This window comes from Ruegeria sp. CH11, assembly GCF_056537105.1.
On the sequence record NZ_JBQFQX010000007.1, the window covers coordinates 124235 to 142947 of the forward strand.

General features: G+C 58.6%; 24 protein-coding genes and 1 tRNA gene. 6 read left to right on the forward strand and 19 right to left on the reverse strand.

Annotation, left to right across the window (positions count from 1 at the left end; all coding sequences use genetic code 11):
• Positions 1-7 precede the first annotated feature (7 nt).
• The 10 genes from infA to ACR0LX_RS12975 form a co-directional block, all read right to left on the reverse strand.
• Positions 8-226 (reverse strand): translation initiation factor IF-1, encoded by a 219-nt coding sequence (gene infA, locus ACR0LX_RS12930; RefSeq protein WP_005978431.1) that lies wholly within the window; start codon positions 224-226, stop codon positions 8-10.
• A 90-nt stretch (positions 227-316) separates the two neighbouring features.
• The gene (locus tag ACR0LX_RS12935) at positions 317-1192 is read right to left on the reverse strand and encodes a carbon-nitrogen hydrolase family protein (protein WP_480784071.1); all 876 of its coding nucleotides are present in this window, start codon (positions 1190-1192) and stop codon (positions 317-319) included.
• A complete protein-coding gene (locus ACR0LX_RS12940; RefSeq protein ID WP_480784072.1) occupies positions 1189-1785 on the reverse strand; it encodes a GNAT family N-acetyltransferase in 597 nt (198 codons plus the stop codon). Before ACR0LX_RS12940 ends, ACR0LX_RS12935 begins: the two co-directional genes overlap by 4 nt.
• Positions 1778-2176 carry a ketosteroid isomerase-related protein gene (locus ACR0LX_RS12945; protein ID WP_480571218.1) on the reverse strand — a complete coding sequence of 133 codons (399 nt, stop codon included), beginning with the start codon at positions 2174-2176 and terminating at the stop codon, positions 1778-1780. Before ACR0LX_RS12945 ends, ACR0LX_RS12940 begins: the two co-directional genes overlap by 8 nt.
• Positions 2177-2178: 2 nt before the next feature.
• Positions 2179-2631, reverse strand: a complete 453-nt coding sequence (locus ACR0LX_RS12950; protein WP_480571221.1) for an arsenate-mycothiol transferase ArsC — start codon at positions 2629-2631, stop codon at positions 2179-2181.
• Between the two features lie 3 nt (positions 2632-2634).
• Positions 2635-3114 (reverse strand): UPF0262 family protein, encoded by a 480-nt coding sequence (locus ACR0LX_RS12955; RefSeq protein WP_480571224.1) that lies wholly within the window; start codon positions 3112-3114, stop codon positions 2635-2637.
• Between the two features lie 75 nt (positions 3115-3189).
• On the reverse strand, positions 3190-4491 hold the full coding sequence (gene hisD, locus ACR0LX_RS12960; RefSeq protein WP_480784073.1) for a histidinol dehydrogenase: 1302 nt from the start codon (positions 4489-4491) through the stop codon (positions 3190-3192).
• Positions 4492-4577: 86 nt separating this feature from the next.
• Entirely contained in the window at positions 4578-5054 is a 477-nt protein-coding gene (locus ACR0LX_RS12965; protein WP_480784074.1) for a DUF2948 family protein, read from the reverse strand.
• A complete protein-coding gene (murA, locus tag ACR0LX_RS12970; RefSeq protein WP_480571233.1) occupies positions 5051-6319 on the reverse strand; it encodes a UDP-N-acetylglucosamine 1-carboxyvinyltransferase in 1269 nt (422 codons plus the stop codon). Before murA ends, ACR0LX_RS12965 begins: the two co-directional genes overlap by 4 nt.
• 6 nt (positions 6320-6325) lie before the next feature.
• Positions 6326-6481, reverse strand: a complete 156-nt coding sequence (locus ACR0LX_RS12975) for a hypothetical protein (RefSeq protein WP_480784075.1) — start codon at positions 6479-6481, stop codon at positions 6326-6328.
• A gap of 83 nt (positions 6482-6564) precedes the next feature.
• Here ACR0LX_RS12975 and ACR0LX_RS12980 point away from each other — a divergent pair.
• Positions 6565-6639, forward strand: a tRNA-Thr gene (locus ACR0LX_RS12980).
• A gap of 802 nt (positions 6640-7441) precedes the next feature.
• Positions 7442-7648: a hypothetical protein gene (locus ACR0LX_RS12985; protein WP_480784076.1), complete on the forward strand. Its 207-nt coding sequence runs from the start codon at positions 7442-7444 to the stop codon at positions 7646-7648.
• 101 nt (positions 7649-7749) lie between these two features.
• Here the strand turns inward: ACR0LX_RS12985 and rplT are convergent, their stop codons facing one another.
• The 5 genes from rplT to pyk all read right to left on the reverse strand — a co-directional run bounded on the left by rplT (position 7750) and on the right by pyk (position 12209).
• Complete coding sequence (rplT, locus tag ACR0LX_RS12990) at positions 7750-8115, reverse strand: 50S ribosomal protein L20 (protein ID WP_170658380.1); 366 nt, start codon at positions 8113-8115, stop codon at positions 7750-7752.
• 15 nt (positions 8116-8130) lie between these two features.
• Complete coding sequence (gene rpmI, locus ACR0LX_RS12995; RefSeq protein ID WP_010443552.1) at positions 8131-8331, reverse strand: 50S ribosomal protein L35; 201 nt, start codon at positions 8329-8331, stop codon at positions 8131-8133.
• 184 nt (positions 8332-8515) lie between these two features.
• The gene (locus ACR0LX_RS13000) at positions 8516-10066 is read right to left on the reverse strand and encodes an alanine/glycine:cation symporter family protein (RefSeq protein WP_480571241.1); all 1551 of its coding nucleotides are present in this window, start codon (positions 10064-10066) and stop codon (positions 8516-8518) included.
• Between the two features lie 14 nt (positions 10067-10080).
• Positions 10081-10518, reverse strand: a complete 438-nt coding sequence (locus tag ACR0LX_RS13005; RefSeq protein ID WP_480571244.1) for a universal stress protein — start codon at positions 10516-10518, stop codon at positions 10081-10083.
• Between the two features lie 245 nt (positions 10519-10763).
• Positions 10764-12209 (reverse strand): pyruvate kinase, encoded by a 1446-nt coding sequence (gene pyk, locus ACR0LX_RS13010; protein WP_480784077.1) that lies wholly within the window; start codon positions 12207-12209, stop codon positions 10764-10766.
• Positions 12210-12325: 116 nt separating this feature from the next.
• Here pyk and ACR0LX_RS13015 point away from each other — a divergent pair, with 116 nt between their 5' ends.
• The 3 genes from ACR0LX_RS13015 to ACR0LX_RS13025 all read left to right on the forward strand — a co-directional run bounded on the left by ACR0LX_RS13015 (position 12326) and on the right by ACR0LX_RS13025 (position 13813).
• On the forward strand, positions 12326-13063 hold the full coding sequence (locus tag ACR0LX_RS13015) for an N-formylglutamate amidohydrolase (RefSeq protein ID WP_480784078.1): 738 nt from the start codon (positions 12326-12328) through the stop codon (positions 13061-13063).
• A gap of 87 nt (positions 13064-13150) precedes the next feature.
• Positions 13151-13390: a DUF6868 family protein gene (locus ACR0LX_RS13020; RefSeq protein ID WP_480784079.1), complete on the forward strand. Its 240-nt coding sequence runs from the start codon at positions 13151-13153 to the stop codon at positions 13388-13390.
• Positions 13391-13498: 108 nt separating this feature from the next.
• Complete coding sequence (locus ACR0LX_RS13025; protein WP_480784080.1) at positions 13499-13813, forward strand: DUF1244 domain-containing protein; 315 nt, start codon at positions 13499-13501, stop codon at positions 13811-13813.
• 37 nt (positions 13814-13850) lie between these two features.
• On the opposite strand, the gene ACR0LX_RS13030 is transcribed toward ACR0LX_RS13025, so the two are convergent.
• The 3 genes from ACR0LX_RS13030 to dgcN all read right to left on the reverse strand — a co-directional run bounded on the left by ACR0LX_RS13030 (position 13851) and on the right by dgcN (position 16763).
• Complete coding sequence (locus ACR0LX_RS13030; RefSeq protein ID WP_480784081.1) at positions 13851-14711, reverse strand: D-amino-acid transaminase; 861 nt, start codon at positions 14709-14711, stop codon at positions 13851-13853.
• A 10-nt stretch (positions 14712-14721) separates the two neighbouring features.
• Positions 14722-15687: an N-acetyl-D-Glu racemase DgcA gene (dgcA, locus tag ACR0LX_RS13035; protein WP_480784082.1), complete on the reverse strand. Its 966-nt coding sequence runs from the start codon at positions 15685-15687 to the stop codon at positions 14722-14724.
• Between the two features lie 74 nt (positions 15688-15761).
• On the reverse strand, positions 15762-16763 hold the full coding sequence (gene dgcN / locus ACR0LX_RS13040) for an N-acetyltransferase DgcN (protein ID WP_480784083.1): 1002 nt from the start codon (positions 16761-16763) through the stop codon (positions 15762-15764).
• Between the two features lie 294 nt (positions 16764-17057).
• Between dgcN and ACR0LX_RS13045 the strand changes: the two genes are divergently transcribed.
• The gene (locus tag ACR0LX_RS13045) at positions 17058-18020 is read left to right on the forward strand and encodes an L-malyl-CoA/beta-methylmalyl-CoA lyase (RefSeq protein WP_480784084.1); all 963 of its coding nucleotides are present in this window, start codon (positions 17058-17060) and stop codon (positions 18018-18020) included.
• 42 nt (positions 18021-18062) lie between these two features.
• Here ACR0LX_RS13045 and ACR0LX_RS13050 read toward each other — a convergent pair whose 3' ends face one another.
• On the reverse strand, positions 18063-18632 hold the full coding sequence (locus tag ACR0LX_RS13050; RefSeq protein WP_480784085.1) for a PA14 domain-containing protein: 570 nt from the start codon (positions 18630-18632) through the stop codon (positions 18063-18065).
• Between the last annotated feature and the right edge of the window lie 81 nt (positions 18633-18713).

Here is an 18713-nt window from a genome sequence, read left to right on the forward strand (position 1 = left end):
TTGGGCGTTACTTGAAGCGGTAGTTGATCCGACCCTTGGTCAGATCGTAGGGGGTCATCTCGACCTGAACTTTGTCGCCGGCCAGAACACGGATGCGGTTCTTGCGCATCTTGCCTGCCGTATGTGCGATGATCTCATGGCCGTTTTCCAGCTCGACCCGAAACGTCGCATTAGGCAGGAGTTCCTTCACGACACCGGGAAATTCGAGCGTATCTTCCTTGGCCATGTTGTCTCCACATTTACGTTGCACCGCAGAATCTGCGGGGATGTGCGCTTAAATGAGCCTAATTCGACCTCAATTCAAGGGCGGAATTACCTAAAGAGGGCAGATTGTGACTGAATCGGCGCGGGGTGTCTGTTCGAGCCAGTGGGCGCGGTTCAGCACACGCCCGTCGGCGCGTACAGTCGCGATTGCGGACAGATCAACCTCGGCATAGGTCCAGCCGGGTTGGTTCAATGTACCTTCGGACAGGACGCCAGTTGGCGGGAATCCGATATCCGGAGGGCCAAAGACCCCACCCATTCCGGTATTCATATCGACGGCTTCTGACCAGTCATTGGCACCGACCAGAGAGGACATTACCGTCACGCATTGCCCCTCGAGCGCGCGCGACATTGCGCCGATACGTACACGCCAATAGCCTGACAGCGCTTCGGTGCAGGACGGCACAAGGATCAGATCGGCCTCCTGCAAAGCCCGCCCCAGCAGGGGGAACTCGCTGTCATAGCAGATCAGCACACCGATCTTGCCCAGAGCCGTATCGAACAGCTTCAAAGGCCCGCCGGGTGCGATGTCCCAGGGATTGCGCTCGAACCGGGTCATGATCTGTTTGTCCTGATGGTCGTGCCCGCCATCCGGGGCGTAGAATGCGGCCCTGTTCACGGGGCGGTCAGTCCCGGTAATAACAGGGGCAGACGCACCCAGAATGTAGGTTCTGTATTCCTGCGCAAGCTTCCGGTGCAGGTCGGCCGCATCCTGCATCCGGTCAGACACCGCGTGGATCGAGCGTTCAAGATCGCCAGCAACATCGGCCCCGTCCAGTGTCGACAACTCCATCGCGCCATATTCAGGAAAGACCAGCAGTTCAGCCCCCTGGCCGCTGGCCTCGGCAACCCAGGCCGCCACTTTGTCTTCGTATTGCGACCAACTGTCGAGCCAATCGAGCGGGTAGGCGGCGGTTGCGACTTTCATTGAATATCCCTGATCCAGAACTGCAACGGTTTTTGCGTCTCACCCGTATCGCCAATATCCTTCCAAGAAAACTGCGCGATCACGCCAGGCAGCGGTTCATATCCTCGTGCGCGCCAAAAGGCGTCCAGAGGGCGATAGTTGTCTGGTCGCATGGGATGGTCCGCCGGGCGCTGAACGGCGCAGAACGCGCATTTGGCAAAACCCAGTTGCCGCGCGTGCGCCTCGCGCAGGTCAAAGAAGCGGTGCCCCACGCCTTGACCGCGATACGCGGGCAACAGGACGGATTCGGCGCAATAGAAGATCTGACTCAAATCCAGTCCGGTACCATCAAAGGCCATCGCAAAATCTTCGGCATGATCGGCCAAAGGTGCTCCGGTCGACGCACCGACCAGTGTATCGCCGTGGAAGGCCCCGACAACAATCGCGTTGTCGCTGTCCCGGTAGGTTTGCAGGTAGGTCCGCTCGTAGTCGAGATCACCGTCATAAAGATAAGGCCACGCCTTGAATACAGCGATGCGCAGGCGCGCCACATCGTCCAGCGATTCGGCAAGCGAAGGTCCGGTGAGGGTATGGACGCTGGTGACCTCAGCCACCTGACACCTGTTTGGTCCAATCGGCAAGGTTGTAGAAGGTGGTGACCCGGGTAATCTTTCCGTCCCTCAAGTCAAAAAACGACCCGGCGGGTAGGCGGTAGGTCTGACCATGCGCTTGCGGCAGGCCCTCATCGGTCTCGAGGTATGTGCCATTGACGATGAACTCGGCCGCTGCACGGGTCCCGTCATTGGTGTCGAAAATCACGATATCGGTCAGGTTTTCTCGGTAGCAACGGTTCATATGGGCGCAAAACGCCGCAAACTTCTCTTTGCCGAGGCGAATTTGGCCTTCGTTCACGTGATGGGCGACGTCATCGGCAAGACAGGCCAGCATCCCGTCCACGTCCCCGGCATTGAATGCATCGAAATAGGTTTTGACGGTTGCGTTCATGGTCACTCCGTTGGCTCGCCCCAGCGGTCCTTTAGATGTTTGATGATCTGATCCCGGGTCTGCCGATAATGATGCAGCTTTTGTTCCCGGTTCTCGCCCAGCCCCGTGGGGTCCATAATCGGCCAGTAGTCGACGTCGAGGTGAAAAATCCGGGTCAGTTCCAGCGCCTTGCGCTGGCTTGCCGGTGACAGGGCTACGATCAGGTCGAACGAGCTCAGGTCATCGCCCCAATCCTGCATCTCGTCGAACGAGCGTGACCGATGGCGCGACAGCTCCACATCGATCTCCTTGCAGGCCGCGATGCAGAACCCGTCAATCTCCATGTCGTTGTGAACACCGGCAGATTGGACGTAGGTGCCGGTACCATAGAATTTTTTCATGATCCCCTCGGCCATAGGGGATCGCACCGCGTTGTGGTCGCAACAAAACAGGACCGACTGCGGCAAAGCCTTCACCTGTCAGCCTCCAAAGTGCAGCACGCAGATCAGCGTGAACAGGCGGCGGGCGGTGTCGGTGTCAATTTCGGCTTTACCTTCCAGCCGTTCCTGCAAAACGCGGCTGCCTTCGTTGTGAATACCGCGTCTGGCCATGTCGATGGTTTCAATCTGGCTGGGGGGCAGCGACTTGACCGCGTTGAAATAGCTTTCGCAGATCTGAAAGTAATCTTTGACCACTTGCCTGAAGGGGCCAAGCGACAAATGAAACTCGGCCGCCTTTTCTTCGGCTTCGGTTGCGACATCGAAGACCAGCCGTTTGTCGCGGATCGACAGCTGAACGTGGTAGGGTCCATCCGGCACAATGCGGTCGTCGCGTGTGGGCAGGGTGAACGAGTTGTCCTCGAGCAGATCGTAGATCGCCACTTTTCGCTCCTGCTCGATTTCGGGCGTCGGAGGCGGAAGGTTTCGATCATCCAGTTCGATATGCGAAATGCGGGTCATATTCAGCGTAGTCCAGTCAGTTCGGAACAGACCTATAACAACGGATCGAACAGGGCAATGGAGCCGTGCGCCCCCTTAGTTATTCAGTCGATCGAGCCTTGCCAGCACCGAAAGACCGTGGGCCTCAAGGCTTTCGGACCGGGCCAACTGGGCTGCGGCCGGGCCAATGGCTTGCAATGCTTTGGGTGTCATCTGGCTGAGTGTCGTGCGCTTGAGAAAATCCATCACGCTGAGGCCCGAAGAAAACCGTGCCGAACGTGCCGTGGGCAAAACATGGTTTGGTCCACCGACATAATCGCCAATGGCTTCGGGCGTGTATTGCCCCAGAAAGATCGCCCCGGCGTGGCGGGTTTTTTCGCTGAGAGCCAGCGGGTCGGCCACACAAAGTTCAAGATGTTCGGGTGCGATGCGGTTCGACAGCATTGCGGCCTCATCCAGATCACGAACAGTGATAACGGCACCAAAGTCGCGCCAGCTGGCGCCAGCGATTTCGCGGCGCTCCAGTGTTTTCAGTCGGGTCTCAACCGCTTGCGCAACTGCCTGCCCAAACCGGGCGTCATCGGTGATCAGGATCGACTGGGCGCTTTCGTCATGTTCGGCCTGGCTGAGCAGGTCGAGCGCGATCCAGTCCGGGTCATTATCCTTGTCGGCTATCACCAGAATTTCCGACGGACCCGCAATCATGTCGATCCCGACCTTGCCAAAAACACGGCGTTTGGCGGCTGCAACATAAGCGTTGCCCGGTCCGGTTATCTTGTCGACCGGCATTACCGTCTCGGTTCCGTAGGCCAGTGCGGCAATCGCCTGTGCGCCGCCAATGCGATAGATTGTATCCACGCCCGAAAGCTGTGCCGCCAACAGGACCAGCGGATTCACTTGCCCGTCCGGGGTCGGCACGGCAATGGCCAGCCGTTCAACCCCCGCCACCTTGGCCGGGATCGCGTTCATCAGCACCGACGAAGGGTACGACGCCAAACCACCCGGAACATAGAGACCAGCGGCAGACACCGCCGACCAGCGCCAGCCCAGCGTCGCGCCAGCCTCGTCCGTCCATTCGGCGTCGGTTGGTAGTTGTTTCTGGTGGTATGCGCGAATGCGGTCCGCCGCCAGTTCCAGCGCGGCACGATCATCGTCCGACACCTGACAGGTCGCCGCTGCGATCTCATCGGCGCTGAAGGTCAGGGTTTCCGGTGTAAGCTCCAGCCGGTCGAACTTTGCGGTCAGTTCGATGACCGCCGCGTCGCCTCGCTGGCGCACATCGTCGATAATCTGCGCCACGACCGCGTCCACATCGGGGCTGTCTTCGCGTTTGGCGTTCAACAACGCCCGAAAGGCGGGTTCGAAATCGGTCGACGCAGAGTCGAGGAAGACGGGCATGGCGGATACTCTCAGGCGTTTGCACGGGTCATAGCGCCGGTGATGAGGACGCTCAACCCCGCTTGGGTCGGGTCAGTCGGCGGGGCCTATTCCGGGTGATGCGGCGCGTGGCCTGACGGTGCCAGATAAGGGCGTGTCACGTCTTTTAGCGACGCGTCGATGGTTTCGACCTGCAATCGGATGGCGCCATCGCCCGCAAGCGTCAGCAAAATCTGCCCGGCTCCATCCTCGCCAACTTCGAAATCGACGGACAGCAGAGACAGGATCATGTCCTTGTCACCACGATCGACACCCTGGCTGGCCACAGACAGGACCGAGCCGAACAGCAGCACCGATTGCACCCGTTCGAACGCACGACCACGCCGCGCTGCGGCGTCTTTGTCTTCCCAGCGAAAGCGGTTCAGCAGCAGGGCGAACTGACGGTCGGACGCGCGCCACGTCATCTCGGTGACGGGAAACACCGCGTCCTGTACCAGAGTCGAAATGACCTGAAGATCATCAGCATCTTCGGCCCCGAGATTCAGAGGGGCTTCGCGCCCGTCTTCAAAACTTGCGTCTGTCATTGGCCTTTGATCCGTTCAATCTTTGCGCCCACGCCTTCCAGCTTACGCACCACATGTTCATATCCGCGATCAAGATGATAGACCCGGCTGACGGTTGTTTCTCCTTCGGCGGCCAGACCGGCAAGGATCAACGAAACCGAAGCGCGCAGGTCGGTCGCCATCACCGGCGCACCTTTCAGGCGTTCCACTCCGGTCACGGTGGCGGTGCCGCCGTGCACCTCGATATTCGCGCCCATCCGCACCAGTTCGGGCGCATGCATGAAGCGGTTTTCAAAGATGCGTTCTTCCAGCACCGAGGTGCCTTCGGCCGTACACATCAGTGCCATCATCTGCGCCTGCAGATCGGTTGGAAAGCCTGGGAAAGGTTCCGTCACGACATCCACCGCCGCTACACGTCCGTTTTTGCGGGTCACTTTCAGGCCTTTTTCGGTCTCTGAAACGCTGATCCCCGCTGCATCCAGCTTGGCCGCAAAGCTTTCGACCAGCCGCATACGGCCACCCAGCAGCTCAACCTCGCCGCCGCAGATCGCGGGGGCCAGCATATAGGTGCCCAACTCGATCCGGTCGGTCACCACCTGATGGGTCGCGCCATGCAGCCGGTCGACGCCCTGAATTTCGATGGTCGACGTACCTTCGCCCGCGATTTGTGCCCCCATCTTACGCAGGCATTCGACCAGATCGACAATCTCGGGCTCGCGCGCTGCGTTCTTCAGCACGGTCGTACCTTTGGCCAGCGTGGCGGCCATGACGATATTCTCGGTCGCGCCCACGGATGCAAATCGCATCTCATGAACCGCACCCTTCAACCCGCCCGAGGTTTTAGCGTGCAAATAGCCGTCTTTCAGTTCGATCTCGGCCCCCAGCGCCTCCAGCCCTTCGACATGCAGATCCATCGGGCGCGCACCAATTGCGCAGCCGCCGGGCAGCGACACCACCGCCTGCCCGAACCGCGCCAGCAACGGTCCAAGGACAAGGTTCGAAGCGCGCATTTTGCGCACGATATCGTAATCGGCAACATGGCTGGTCAGGCTATGGCTGGACATCGCGATCACTTGCCCATCCTGCAAAGCAGACACTTCGGCCCCAAGCGATTGCAACAGGGCTGTCATGGTTTTGATATCGCTCAGCCGCGGTGCGTTGGTCAGCGTCAGCGGTTCCTCGCTGAGCAGCGTCGCGGGCATCAGCGTCAGACATGCGTTTTTGGCCCCCGCAATGGGGATCTGCCCGCTTAGCGGGCCATTGCCCGTCACCAGAATCGAATCCATCTGCTCTTATCCCTCGTCCTTGCCCGCTTTGTCCCCGGATGTCGCCCGCGCCTTGGCCTGCGCCTTGCGGCGCGCCATATTGGCCTTAAGCGCTGCCTTCAACCGTTCCTCGCGCGTTTCGCCGGGTTTGCCGTGTTTTTTGGGTGAATTTTTCTCTGCCATTGTCTTTCTCTACAGCAGAGGAAAAAAACCGTCCAGACACCCTTGCGCCGCGTTTCGTTTGAGTCTAATCACCCGCCCACAGCGCTGCTGTAGCTCAGAGGTAGAGCACTCCCTTGGTAAGGGAGAGGTCGAGAGTTCAATTCTCTCCAGCAGCACCATCCCTTCATCGTAATTCTCAAGATTGCCCTTGTAGCCAAGGGTGCAAAGTCGCCTCGTGTGATGCACGCCGGTGTGATGCCGGATAGCGTGAACACGAGGCCAACCCTCTATCATCCAAGATACGTGGCTCTGCGACTGTTCGCTCGGGGCTCTGAAGAATACGGCGGTGGACGTCCGGGAACTAAGTCCCGGCATGTCGGTTGGAACCATTGCGAGAGGCGCGTGGCGCCCCTGGTCAGAGAGCCGATATCTGGCCGAACACGCCTTCAGAGGCGGTAATTGAGCCATTCGGAAGAACTTACTGAAAGTTTTTCTCGATATGTGACCAACATTACGGACGCGCCTGTGGGTATGGGCTTAGATGGGGACAGTAACGAGTTGGCGCTCATGTTGAGTTTAGAGCGCGGATTTTTCACTGTCCTCCCTGTGACTGGGGCGCGCCTTTGAACGGCGCGCCCTTTTTTCGTGGTTCCAATGTGCCGAATGGGTGCTTTTTGTCTCTGGCGACGGGCTGGAAAACGGCTTGGCGGGATTGACGCCACGTCACGAAACATTCGCCTAGGTTCAGGAAGTTGACGTAAAGGTCAGCTACCGCTGAGATTTTTGACTCGGCGGTCAAAAAATGACGCAACTTGCCGATTCCTTCCCCCTTACGAACCGCAGCAAATTTCTTACATGCGCCGGGTCGCTGCGGGTTGCCACTCACGATAGGCGGTCCTTGAGCCCTTTTGGGCAGAGGTGTTCGGACCGGGCCCGCAGCGGCAAAGATTTTTGGAACGGTTTTGGGAAAGGGAATTTGAAATGCACATCAAGTCTATCCTCGGCCGGTTTACCGGCAAGACATATGCCGGCACGACGTTTACCAAAGACAGGAATGCCCCGGACGCGGATCCTGAGGAAACGCAGGTCAAGCTGACCGAGTCGGATTTTCGGGCGCTGTTTCACACCGCTTTGATGGAAAAGCAAAAGGACTTGCCTGTGCGACGCGCCATGGACAAGCAGCCCTGAAATCTATCCAAAGCGATCCGTGCATTTGCCGCTGAATGCCAGACATGAAAAAAGGCCGCCCCAACGGGACGGCCTTTCATTCACTGTCTCTTTTCAGAGGATCAGGCAGTCAGAGCAGCCTGAGCTTTGGCGACGATCGCGCCGAACGCTTCCGGTTCGTGCACGGCCAGGTCGGCCAGAACTTTGCGGTCCACTTCGATACCGGCCAGGTTCAGGCCGTTGATGAAGCGGGAGTATGTCAGAGCCTCGTCATGCGAACGGACAGCAGCGTTGATCCGCTGGATCCACAGCGCGCGGAAGTTGCGCTTGCGGTTCTTGCGGTCACGGGTTGCGTACTGGTTGGCCTTGTCGACGGCCTGAGTGGCAACTTTGAAGTTGCTCTTGCGACGACCATAATAGCCTTTAGCGGCTTTGATGATCTTCTTGTGACGGGCGTGGGTTACGGTTCCACCTTTAACGCGGGACATCTCTCAAATCTCCTCTTAGCGGTCGTAGGGCATGTAGCCCTTGACGATCTTGGCGTCGGGGGCGGACAGGGTGGTGTTGCCACGGGCATCGCGGATGAATTTCTTGGTCCGCTTGATCATGCCGTGACGTTTGCCGGCCTGGCCAGCAAGGACCTTACCGGTCGCAGTCACCTTAAAGCGCTTTTTGGCGCTCGACTTTGTCTTCATCTTAGGCATTTCCGTCTCCTATTCTCGGGTTCGGTTTCAGACGCGACTCGGCATGCCATCTCGGCCGGTCACGCGATCAGAAGCGCCGTTTACGCAAGTTCGGTCATACTGGCAAGGGGGGTCGGGCCAGAATCTGCGATTTTCGCAGGCTGGCAAGGCACCGGGGCGACAGGGGCCGCCCCGGTGGCTCGGATTAGTGCTCGAACTTGCGGATTTCGCCGCTTTTCAGTCTGGCTGCATAGCTGGCGAGCTCTTCGCGCACCACTTTCATCAGGAAGTAGAGTGCAAAGACGTTCACAACCGCCATGGCAAAGATCGCCGCATCCGAGAAGTCGATGACCGGGCCAAGGTTGGCCGCCGCGCCGATGACAACGAAGATGCAGAAGATGACCTTGAACACCAGTTCCTTGGTGTGACCTTCGCCGAACAGATAGGTCCAGGCCTTTAGGCCATAGTAGGACCAGCTGATCATGGTCGAGAAAGCGAACAGTACAACCGCGATGGCCAGCACATATGGGAACCAGCCAAAGGCGCTTGCAAAGGCAGCCGAGGTCAGGCTGACGCCCGAATTGCCGTCTACGGTTGCAATCGCGTTGCCCGCTTCGTTCAGCATGTACTTGCCGGTTTCCGGATCAATGATCAGTTGCTGGGTGATGATGATCACCAGCGCTGTCATGGTACAGATCACGACCGTATCGATGAACGGTTCCAGCAACGAGACGAAACCCTCGGTGATCGGCTCTTTGGTCCGTACCGCCGAGTGTGCGATGGCCGCAGAACCCACGCCCGCTTCGTTTGAGAACGCCGCACGGCGGAAGCCCTGGATCAGTGCTCCGACCATGCCGCCAGCCACACCGAGGCCGGTGAAGGCGCCAGCGAAGATCTGGCCAAAGGCCCAGCCGATCTGATCCGCGTGCATGATGATGATGACCAGAGCGGCCAGCACATACATCACGCCCATGAAGGGCACGACCTTTTCGGTCACGCGCGCGATGGATTTCAGGCCGCCCACGATCACGGCAAAGACGATACCCGCGAAGACCAGACCGGTGATCCAACCGGGATAGTCTCCGGTGATACCCGCAATCTGCTGGTGCGCCTGATTGGCCTGGAACATGTTGCCCCCGCCCAGTGCGCCAAGGATACAGAAGATCGAGAACAGAACCGCAAGGATCTTACCGCCCGGCAGGCCCAGTTCGTTGAAGCCTTTCGACATGTAATACATCGGACCACCTGATACGGTGCCGTCCTCGTATTCGTTGCGGTATTTGACGCCCAGCGTACATTCGGTGAATTTCGACGCCATTCCCAAAAGGCCCGCGACGATCATCCAGAACGTAGCGCCCGGACCACCGATGCCGACGGCAACCGCCACACCGGCGATATTGCCGAGGCCAACGGTGCCTGAAAGAGCCGTGGCCAGCGCCTGAAAGTGGCTGACTTCGCCTGCGTCATTGGGGTCGGAATAGTCGCCTTTCACAAGGCTGATCGCATGGCTGAAGAACCGAAGCTGAACAAATGCGAAATACAGCGTAAAGACTGTTGCGGCGATCACCAGCCACCCAACAATCCAAGGAAATCCGGTTCCGGGAAAAGGCGCGAAGATGAAGCTGACAAATGGGCCGGTGAAATCGGCAAATGCCTGATTGATCCGTTCGTCCAGTCCCGGCGCGTCTTGCGCCATTGCAGGGGCTGCAAACAGGGCGGCGATCATCGCCAGCCAGACGTGTTTCAAAGTTTTCATTCTCGTCTCTCCCCTCAGTTCACAACCGTGACCGGTACATCGGCATGCATGACCAGATTCTGGGTTGAACTGCCAAACAGGCGTTTCTTGAACCCATCCGCCGAGGCGCGCCCGACGACGATCTGCGTACCGCCGTTTTCGACGGTGATCGCATTCAGCGTCTCGGCCACGTCACCATGGCGGACGATGCCATTTGCCGTGAAGCCAGCCGCGCTCAGCGCTTCGACCGCCGGAGTGATGACCCGTGATGTCGCCAACTCGACCTCTTCTTCGCGCCGTTTGTGCCTTAAGGCGTTTTCTTCCGGTGTTTGGAAAGTAAATGGGGACCATTCGATCACGTAAACCACAAGCAATTCGCAGGTGCCTATCCGTTCCGCCAAATCTTTGGCAAAGGCAATTGCGCGCTCTCCAGTTTCTGTCCCGTCCAGTCCGATGACAATTTTTGTTGTCATGACGTTCCTCCATTATTTTTGATTGTACCGGGGCCCGTGCCCCCGGCAGGGCAGCCGGAACCTGGAACTTGCTGAGTAGACTGCCCCTGCGGAAAGTATCCGAGAAAACCTCGAAAAAACAGAGAGGTTTTTGCAGATTCCGGGCCTGAAGGCAATTTGCCCCTGAAAACACTATCAAAATACTGCCTAAAAATTAGGCAGCGAGGAATCCTTCAGGTTGTGTGACACCTTCCGGCGCCGCACCCTCAACCCGGATCGGTGTTATAGATCAGACGCTCGTCACAGGGCGCGATGCGCAGGATGTTTGTTGTGCCGGGCACGTTGAACGGGACCCCGGCGGTGACGACGATTTGGTCTTTGTCTGTCGCGAAACCCGCGGCCCGGGCGGCACGCGCGGCATTGACCACCGCACCTTTGAACCGCTCCAACTCGGGTGTCATCACGCAATGGCAACCCCAGCTCAGACACAGGCGGCGCGCCGTTCCGGTTGCCGGTGTCATGGCAATGATCGGAATGCCCGGACGCTCTCGCGCGGTCAACAAGGCCGTGGTGCCGCTTTGCGTAAAGCAGCAGATGGCTTTGATATCGGTTTTCTCGGCAATTTCGCGCGCGGCAGCGACGATGCCATCGGCGACCGTTGTGCCCTTGGCGGTGCGCGAGGCGGCGATGATCTGGGTGTAGGTCGGGTCGGCTTCGACCTCGATGGCGACCTTGTTCATCGTCTGAACAGCTTCGATCGGGTATGAACCGGCGGCTGATTCCGCGCTGAGCATGATGGCGTCGGTGCCCTCGTAAATAGCGGTGGCGACATCCGAGACCTCGGCCCGGGTGGGCATCGGGCTTTCAATCATGCTCTCAAGCATCTGGGTGGCTACGATCACCGGCTTTGCAGCGGTGCGGCACTTGCGCACAAGACGTTTCTGGATCGGCGGTACAGCCGAAACCGGCAGTTCCACGCCGAGATCGCCACGGGCGACCATGATTCCATCCGAGGCATCGAGAATGTCGTCAAACGCTTCGATCGCGGCCGGCTTTTCGATTTTCGACAGGATCGCCGCGCGACCATCGGCCAGGGCGCGTGCCTCGAACACGTCCTTGGCGCGCTGCACAAAGCTCAGGGCCAGCCAGTCTACGCCCAATTGGCAGACAAACTCCAGATCGTCGCGGTCTTTGGCGGACAGGGCTGCCAGAGGAAGGACAACATCCGGAACATTCACCCCTTTGCGGTTCGAGATCGTACCACCGATCTCGACCTTGCAATTGGCAAAGTCCTGACCGCAATCGTCGACGATCAGGCGGATTTTGCCATCGTTGACCAGCAGCCGCGCGCCCGGCTCCAGAGCCGCGAAAATCTCGGGGTGGGGCAGGCACACCCGGTTGATGTCACCGGCATCGGGGTCAAGGTCCAGACGGAACGCAGCACCTTCTTCCAGCTCCTCAGCGTCATTTGCAAATACGCCGACGCGCAGTTTCGGACCCTGAAGGTCAGCCAGAATGGCAATTGGACTGTCCAAGTCCTTTTCGATCTGGCGAATGATGCGGTGACGTTCGCGAATCTCGTCATGGCTACCGTGGCTCATGTTCAGGCGGAAGACGTCCGCCCCGGCCTCGTGCAAAGCACGGATGGTGTCATAGTCGTTTGACGCTGGTCCAAGCGTCGCCACGATTTTAACATTTCTCAGGCGTCGCATTGGTCTTGTTCTCCTCGCGTCTTCAATGTTACCGCAAACATGGTTTGGGTGCTTATTGCGCAATTCCCTTTTCAAAGCAACTGCCCTACACCTGCGACAAACTAGATGACAGGCTCATGACATACACCCCATTTTTTGTGCACGGCGCTGATCGGCCGTCGCGATGGCTGATCACTTGCGATCACGCGACCAATACCGTTCCGCCCGAGGTCAACGGTGGCGATCTTGGTCTCGCGCGCGAGGACATGGAACGTCACATCGCCTATGATGTCGGTGCCTATGAGGTTTCAAAGCATCTTGGCGAGATTTTGAATGCGCCGGTGATCGCGGCCAATTTCTCGCGCCTTGTGATCGACCCGAACCGGGGTGAGGACGATCCGACGCTGTTGATGAAGCTTTACGACGGCTCGATCATCCCGGGGAACCGTCACGCTGACGCTGACGAGCGCGAGCGGCGCCTGAACATGTGCTACCGTCCCTATCACGACGCGCTGGCGCAGATGGCGGCGCTGCCGCATGCGGTGATCGTATCGATGCACTCGTTCACGCGGCAATTGCGAGGACGCGCGCCGCGCCCCTGGCACATCGGTGTGCTGCATACCCCGGACGAGCGCTTTTCGCGCCCGTTGATTGACCGCCTGCAAACCGAAGACGACCTTTGCGTCGGTATCAACGAGCCCTACACAGGGGTTCTGCCTGGTGATGCGATAGACAGGCACTGCACCACCTTCGGCCGCCCGAACGCGCTGATCGAACTGCGCAATGACCTGATAGCCGATCACGACGGACAACGGCGCTGGGCGGGCCGTCTTGCGCAACTTCTTGAAGACGCGTTGGAAAAAAGCGGCTTGTGACGTGGGGTCACCACCCGTCGTTTCCCAAGCTCGCGTCATTGCGACCTGCCTTGCAGAACCCCATATATTGAAGGAAAGGAGACGACGATGACTCAGGAATTCCTGACGACCGTCTTCGGCTGGATGACGGTTCTGAACATTGCCTTTCTGGGCTTTACCACGTTGATGATTCTGGCCTTTCAGGACCGGATCGCAGCTATTCACAGCAGGCTGTTCCGAATGGAGCGTGCCGAAGTGAAAGGGACCTATTTCAGATACCTCGCCAACTATAAGATCCTGACGCTCATGTACTGTCTGGTACCGTGGTTGGCACTAAAGCTGGCTTAGGGCTCAGTTTGCTGCGATTGGGCCACTGGCCCTTCGGGATTGTTGTAAGCCTGCGTTTGGGTTGTTAGGTCAGACATGGAACGCCAAAGAACCAGCCGGAGCCGGATAATGGACAAGCAAACCGAAATAGAACTTCAGGCCGCCGCATTTCGCCGTCTGCAACAGCACCTGATGCAAGATCGGACGGATGTGCAGAACATCGACATGATGAATCTGGCCGGGTTCTGCCGCAACTGCCTGTCGCGCTGGTATCAGGAAGCGGCCAATGAAAAGGGGATCGAGATGGGCAAGGATGAGGCTCGACAGATCTTCTACGGCATGACCATGGATGAATGGAAAGCCAATTACCAGATCGAGGCCAGCGCCGAAAAGCAGGCGGCTTTCAAGGTGGCGTTCGAAGAAAACGTCGGCAAAAAAAGCTGAAGCAAAAAAAGCCCGCCTGATTGGCGGGCTGTTTTCGTCAGATCGCCGCCTTGCGACTTTCGTCCAGATAAATCTCGCGCAGACGCCTGGCGATCGGACCCGGGGTGCCGTCACCCAGTGTGGCACCGTCGATCTCGATTACCGGCATGACAAAGGCGCTTGCCGATGTGGTGAAGGCTTCGTCCGCCTCTTTGGCTTCGTCGATGGTGAACAGACGCTCTTCGACCACCATCTGTGCCTCGGCGGCCATGCGCAGAACGGCTTTGCGGGTGATTCCGTGCAGGATGTCGTTGGACAGCGGGCGAGTGACGATCTTGCCGTTCTTGACGAAGTAGGCGTTGTTGCTGGTGCCTTCGGTCACATAGCCATCTTCGATCATCCAGGCGTCGTCGCAGCCTGCAGCCTTGGCCATCATCTTGCCCAGTGAAGGGTACAGCAACTGCGTTGTCTTGATATCGCGCCGACCCCAGCGAATGTCATCGATCGAGATGATCTTCGCGCCCTTTTTAGACGCCGGGCTGTCGGCCAGCCCTGGCTTGTTCTGCGTGAACAGAACCAGCGTCGGCTTGGTGTCGGCGGACGGAAACACAAAGTCCCGGTCGCCATCGCTGCCGCGCGTCACTTGTAAATAGATCAGACCTTCGTCGATGCCGTTCAATTCGACCAGCTTGCGATGGATGTCCAGCAGTTCTTCCTTGGTGCAGGGCTCAGCCATCTGGAGCTCGTCCAGCGAGCGCTTCAGCCGAACGGCATGGCCGTCAAAGTCGATCAGCTTGCCACCCAGCACGCTGGTGACCTCATAAACGGCATCGGCCATCAGAAAGCCGCGATCAAAGATGGAAACCTTGGCTTCGGTTTCCGGCAGATAGTCGCCGTTCACATAAACGGTGCGGGTCATGTCATTCTCCTCAGCCCCAAAGCGCGGCCACGGGCGGGTGCACTCCGGCATCATCAAAAGTCAGCGGGTTGTCGCGGTCTTCGGCTAGAAGCAGCGGCCCGTCAAGGTCCGTTACCATCGCACCTTGTGCCAGCAGTGTCGCAGGGGCCATCGCAAGCGAGCTTCCGACCATGCATCCGACCATGACCTGATAGCCGTCCGCCAGCGCCTGTTCGCGCAGGGCCAAAGCTTCGGTCAAGCCACCGGTCTTGTCGAGCTTGATGTTTACCACGTCATATTTACCCTTGAGCGCAGGCAGGCTCGTGCGGTCATGACAGGACTCGTCAGCACACACCGGTACCGGGCGGTCCATCCCGATCAGCGCGTCATCTTCGCCAGCGGGCAGGGGTTGTTCGACCAGCGCCACGCCAAGCCGAACAAGATGCGGTGCGAGGTCGGCATAAACTTCGGCCGACCAACCTTCATTAGCGTCCACGATGATTTTCGAATCCGGCGCGCCTGCGCGCACGGCTTCAAGCCGCGGCATGTCGTCCGGAGTGCCCAGCTTGATTTTCAGCAGTGGCCGGTGGGCATTCTGCGCTGCCTGCGCCCGCATCGCTTCGGGCGTATCCAAGGACAAGGTATAGGCGGTGATCTCCGGCCCCGGCGCTGGCAACCCTGCCAGGTCCCAGACACGCTTTCCAGCGCATTTGGCTTCCAGATCCCACAGGGCGCAATCGACCGCGTTGCGCGCAGCGCCTGCGGGCAACAAGTCCATCAGCGACTGGTGTGTGAAATGCGCGGGCAGCCCGCTGATTTGGGCCTCGACTGACTCCAAGGTCTCGTTGTAGCGGGCGTAGGGGACGCATTCGCCCCAACCCTGATAGGTTCCATCCGATATTCGAACGGTCAGAACTTTGGCTTCCGTGCGCGACCCGCGCGAGATGGTGAACACCTGCGCCAGCCGAAACACATCCCGAGAGACATCTACCTGCACGCAGACACTCCTTCATCTTTTTTTAAATACTCACGCCGTAGGCGAGCAACCCCACCAACGGCGCGATGTTCAGATCACAAAGCGGCCAGCGCGTCCACCAGCTTGCCCGAACCAAAGCGGAACGGGTCGGTTGCCGGCAGCCCAAGACCGGCTTCAACCTTTGCCAGATAGGTCCTGGCGTCGTCTTCGGTCATGTTCTGCGTGTTGACGGAAACGCCAACAACCTCGCACGCGGGGTTGGCGACGCGCGCAAGTTGCAGCGCCGTGTCGCGCAGGGTTTCGAGCGTCGGCAACTGGTATCCTGGAAGGCCACGCATGTGTTCGCGCGTAGGTTCGTGCGACAGGATCAGTGCATCCGGCTGGCCGCCATGCACCAGCGCCATGGTGACGCCAGAATAAGACACGTGGAACAACGAGCCCTGGCCTTCGATCAGGTCCCAGTGATCCTCGTCATTATCAGGTGTCAGCCATTCTACCGACCCGGCCATGAAATCGGCCACAACCGCGTCCAGTGGCACGCCGTCGCCGGTGATCAGAATGCCTGTCTGGCCGGTGGCGCGGAAGGTCGCCTTCATGCCGCGCTGGCGCATCTCGGCCTCCATGGCCATGGCGGTGTACATCTTGCCGACCGAGCAATCAGTACCAACCGCCAAGCACCGCTTGCCCTTGCGCTTGATGCCGTTTGCAATCGGGTAATCGACGTTGGGCACACGAACATCATGAAGCTTGCGGCCCGTGGCTTCGGCGACAGCGGCCAGGTCGGGTTCGTCGCGCAATAGATTGTGCAGGCCCGAGGCCAGGTCAAACCCTTCTTCCAGCGCGGTGACCAGAACCTTTTTCCATTCCTGACTGATCACACCACCCCGGTTGGCAACGCCGATCACCAGGGTCTTGGCCCCGGCTTCGCGCGCTTCGACCAGCGACATGTCTTTCAGGCCTAGATCGGCCTTGCAGCCATCCATGCGGAACTGGCCGACAGCGTTCTCGGGTCTCCAGTCCTTGATCCCGATTGCCACTTTGGCGGCCAGTTGGTCGGGCGCATCGCCCAAAAACAGCAGATACGGTGTTTCGATCATCGCGCGGCACTCCTTTGATTCTGGTGCAAAATAAAGAAGCCGCATAGCGAGACCTTCTCAATTTCCACACCTAAGCCGTGCTTGAGAGGGAGAAAGTTGCACGAGTTGTCGCAATGGCGCAAGAATTTCCTAAGTTTTCAATGTGATTAAACTTTCGTCACTCTGAAATGCTGAAATTACGAAGCTTTCTGCGCATGCAATGCCGCACATGCACAATGATGCTTGCGTATGGTCGCGCAATTTAATACCCAATTGGCGAAGAAAATCGTAATTTCATTGCTTGAAGAGGCCCTGATGAGTTTCCGTATCCAACCCGCCGCACCGGCTCGTCCCAATCGCTGTCAGTTGTTCGGCCCGGGATCAAACACCAAGCTGTTTCCGAAAATGGCGGCCTCGGCGGCGGATGTGATCAACCTTGATCTCGAGGATTCGGTTGCACCGTCCGACAAGGACATCGCCCGCGCGAACGTGGTCGAGGCATTGAACACCGTGGACTGGGGTAACAAGTACATCTCGGTTCGCATCAACGGTCTGGATACACCCTATTGGTACCGGGATGTAGTTGACGTGTTGGAGCAGTCGGGTGATCGGCTGGACCAGATCATGATCCCAAAGGTCGGTTGCGCGGCTGATGTCTATGCGGTCGATGCGCTTGTTACTGCCATCGAAACGGCCAAGGGCCGGACCAAACCGATATCATTCGAGGTCATCATCGAGTCCGCAGCCGGGATCGCGCATGTCGAGGAAATCGCCGGCGCATCGCCCCGTCTCCAAGCGATGAGCCTTGGGGCCGCTGATTTTGCGGCATCGATGGGCATGCAAACCACTGGGATCGGCGGCACGCAGGAAAATTACTACATGCTGCGCGAAGGCGAAAAGCACTGGTCTGATCCATGGCACTGGGCGCAGGCAGCGATTGTTGCAGCCTGCCGGACCCATGGCGTATTGCCAGTGGACGGTCCTTTTGGCGATTTCTCGGACGACGACGGATATATCGCGCAGGCGAAACGCTCGGCAACGCTGGGCATGGTCGGCAAATGGGCGATTCACCCCAAGCAGATTGCGCTGGCCAATCAGGTCTTCACCCCGTCGGACGAAGCTGTTTCGGAAGCCCGTGAAATTCTGGCGGCGATGGAGCAAGCCAAGGCCAACGGCGAAGGCGCGACCGTCTACAAGGGTCGATTGGTCGACATCGCTTCGATCAAACAGGCCGAGGTGATCGTTGCGCAGGCCGAACTGATCGCAGCGGGGGCATAGGCCGTAACCAAGTAAGGCCCCATCGCGGGGCCTTGTTTTTGCTTATTGGTGGCCGAAAATATCGTTCGGCACCCAGTCCAGTTCGGCGCCGTCCTTACCCCATTTCATCATCAGGCAAGAGCTGCCACCTTTCTGGAAATACAGGGTTGTCAGTTCGTACCAGCCGGGTTCTGTGATTTCGACGTCGGTTACGCCGTTTCCTTCACATCCCTGAACGCCATCAAAAAAACCAATGGTATGCCCGCCCAGTTTCGTTTCGACGCCGTCATTTGAATAGACTTCGAACTGGTATGACCCCGGCTCGTCGATCCTGATGAACCCGGTGATTTCCGCAGCAACATTGTAGGGCTGAGAGGCGGTCATGACCGGATCGCCGTCTTCGGTGTCGCGAAAGTCAAACGCGGGCACCGGATCCGCGGCTGTGCCGATCGTATCGATCAGTTCACGGGCCTGCTCCAAACTCTTGATCTTCTTGGGAGCTTCGGCATAGGTGACTTTCAGACCCGGCTTCACAATCGGCAGCGGGGCGGTCAATTCGTTGGCTGAGGCATGAACCCCGATTGAACTTGCAATGGACGCAATCACAAACGTCAGCGCGTGTGTTTTCAACATTAGTATCCCCAGGTAAAACGCTATGCCGGCAGCGAACCATGGGCATGTTTTGAAGTCAACTATTGTAGGGCGAGCGCCGCG

Excerpts from the sequence above, each read along its gene's own strand:
- ACR0LX_RS13050 (WP_480784085.1), bottom strand. The coding sequence starts at position 18,632 with ATGTTGAAAACACACGCGCTGACGTTTGTGATTGCGTCCATTGCAAGT.
- ACR0LX_RS13020 (WP_480784079.1), top strand. The coding sequence starts at position 13,151 with ATGACTCAGGAATTCCTGACGACCGTCTTCGGCTGGATGACGGTTCTG.
- ACR0LX_RS13030 (WP_480784081.1), bottom strand. The coding sequence starts at position 14,711 with ATGACCCGCACCGTTTATGTGAACGGCGACTATCTGCCGGAAACCGAA.
- ACR0LX_RS13025 (WP_480784080.1), top strand. The coding sequence starts at position 13,499 with ATGGACAAGCAAACCGAAATAGAACTTCAGGCCGCCGCATTTCGCCGT.
- ACR0LX_RS12955 (WP_480571224.1), bottom strand. The coding sequence starts at position 3,114 with ATGACCCGCATTTCGCATATCGAACTGGATGATCGAAACCTTCCGCCT.
- infA (WP_005978431.1), bottom strand. The coding sequence starts at position 226 with ATGGCCAAGGAAGATACGCTCGAATTTCCCGGTGTCGTGAAGGAACTC.
- ACR0LX_RS13015 (WP_480784078.1), top strand. The coding sequence starts at position 12,326 with ATGACATACACCCCATTTTTTGTGCACGGCGCTGATCGGCCGTCGCGA.
- rpmI (WP_010443552.1), bottom strand. The coding sequence starts at position 8,331 with ATGCCTAAGATGAAGACAAAGTCGAGCGCCAAAAAGCGCTTTAAGGTG.
- ACR0LX_RS13005 (WP_480571244.1), bottom strand. The coding sequence starts at position 10,518 with ATGACAACAAAAATTGTCATCGGACTGGACGGGACAGAAACTGGAGAG.
- ACR0LX_RS12935 (WP_480784071.1), bottom strand. The coding sequence starts at position 1,192 with ATGAAAGTCGCAACCGCCGCCTACCCGCTCGATTGGCTCGACAGTTGG.
- murA (WP_480571233.1), bottom strand. The coding sequence starts at position 6,319 with ATGGATTCGATTCTGGTGACGGGCAATGGCCCGCTAAGCGGGCAGATC.
- rplT (WP_170658380.1), bottom strand. The coding sequence starts at position 8,115 with ATGTCCCGCGTTAAAGGTGGAACCGTAACCCACGCCCGTCACAAGAAG.
- ACR0LX_RS12985 (WP_480784076.1), top strand. The coding sequence starts at position 7,442 with ATGCACATCAAGTCTATCCTCGGCCGGTTTACCGGCAAGACATATGCC.
- ACR0LX_RS13000 (WP_480571241.1), bottom strand. The coding sequence starts at position 10,066 with ATGAAAACTTTGAAACACGTCTGGCTGGCGATGATCGCCGCCCTGTTT.
- pyk (WP_480784077.1), bottom strand. The coding sequence starts at position 12,209 with ATGCGACGCCTGAGAAATGTTAAAATCGTGGCGACGCTTGGACCAGCG.
- ACR0LX_RS13045 (WP_480784084.1), top strand. The coding sequence starts at position 17,058 with ATGAGTTTCCGTATCCAACCCGCCGCACCGGCTCGTCCCAATCGCTGT.
- ACR0LX_RS12945 (WP_480571218.1), bottom strand. The coding sequence starts at position 2,176 with ATGAACGCAACCGTCAAAACCTATTTCGATGCATTCAATGCCGGGGAC.
- hisD (WP_480784073.1), bottom strand. The coding sequence starts at position 4,491 with ATGCCCGTCTTCCTCGACTCTGCGTCGACCGATTTCGAACCCGCCTTT.
- ACR0LX_RS12975 (WP_480784075.1), bottom strand. The coding sequence starts at position 6,481 with ATGGCAGAGAAAAATTCACCCAAAAAACACGGCAAACCCGGCGAAACG.
- dgcN (WP_480784083.1), bottom strand. The coding sequence starts at position 16,763 with ATGATCGAAACACCGTATCTGCTGTTTTTGGGCGATGCGCCCGACCAA.
- ACR0LX_RS12965 (WP_480784074.1), bottom strand. The coding sequence starts at position 5,054 with ATGACAGACGCAAGTTTTGAAGACGGGCGCGAAGCCCCTCTGAATCTC.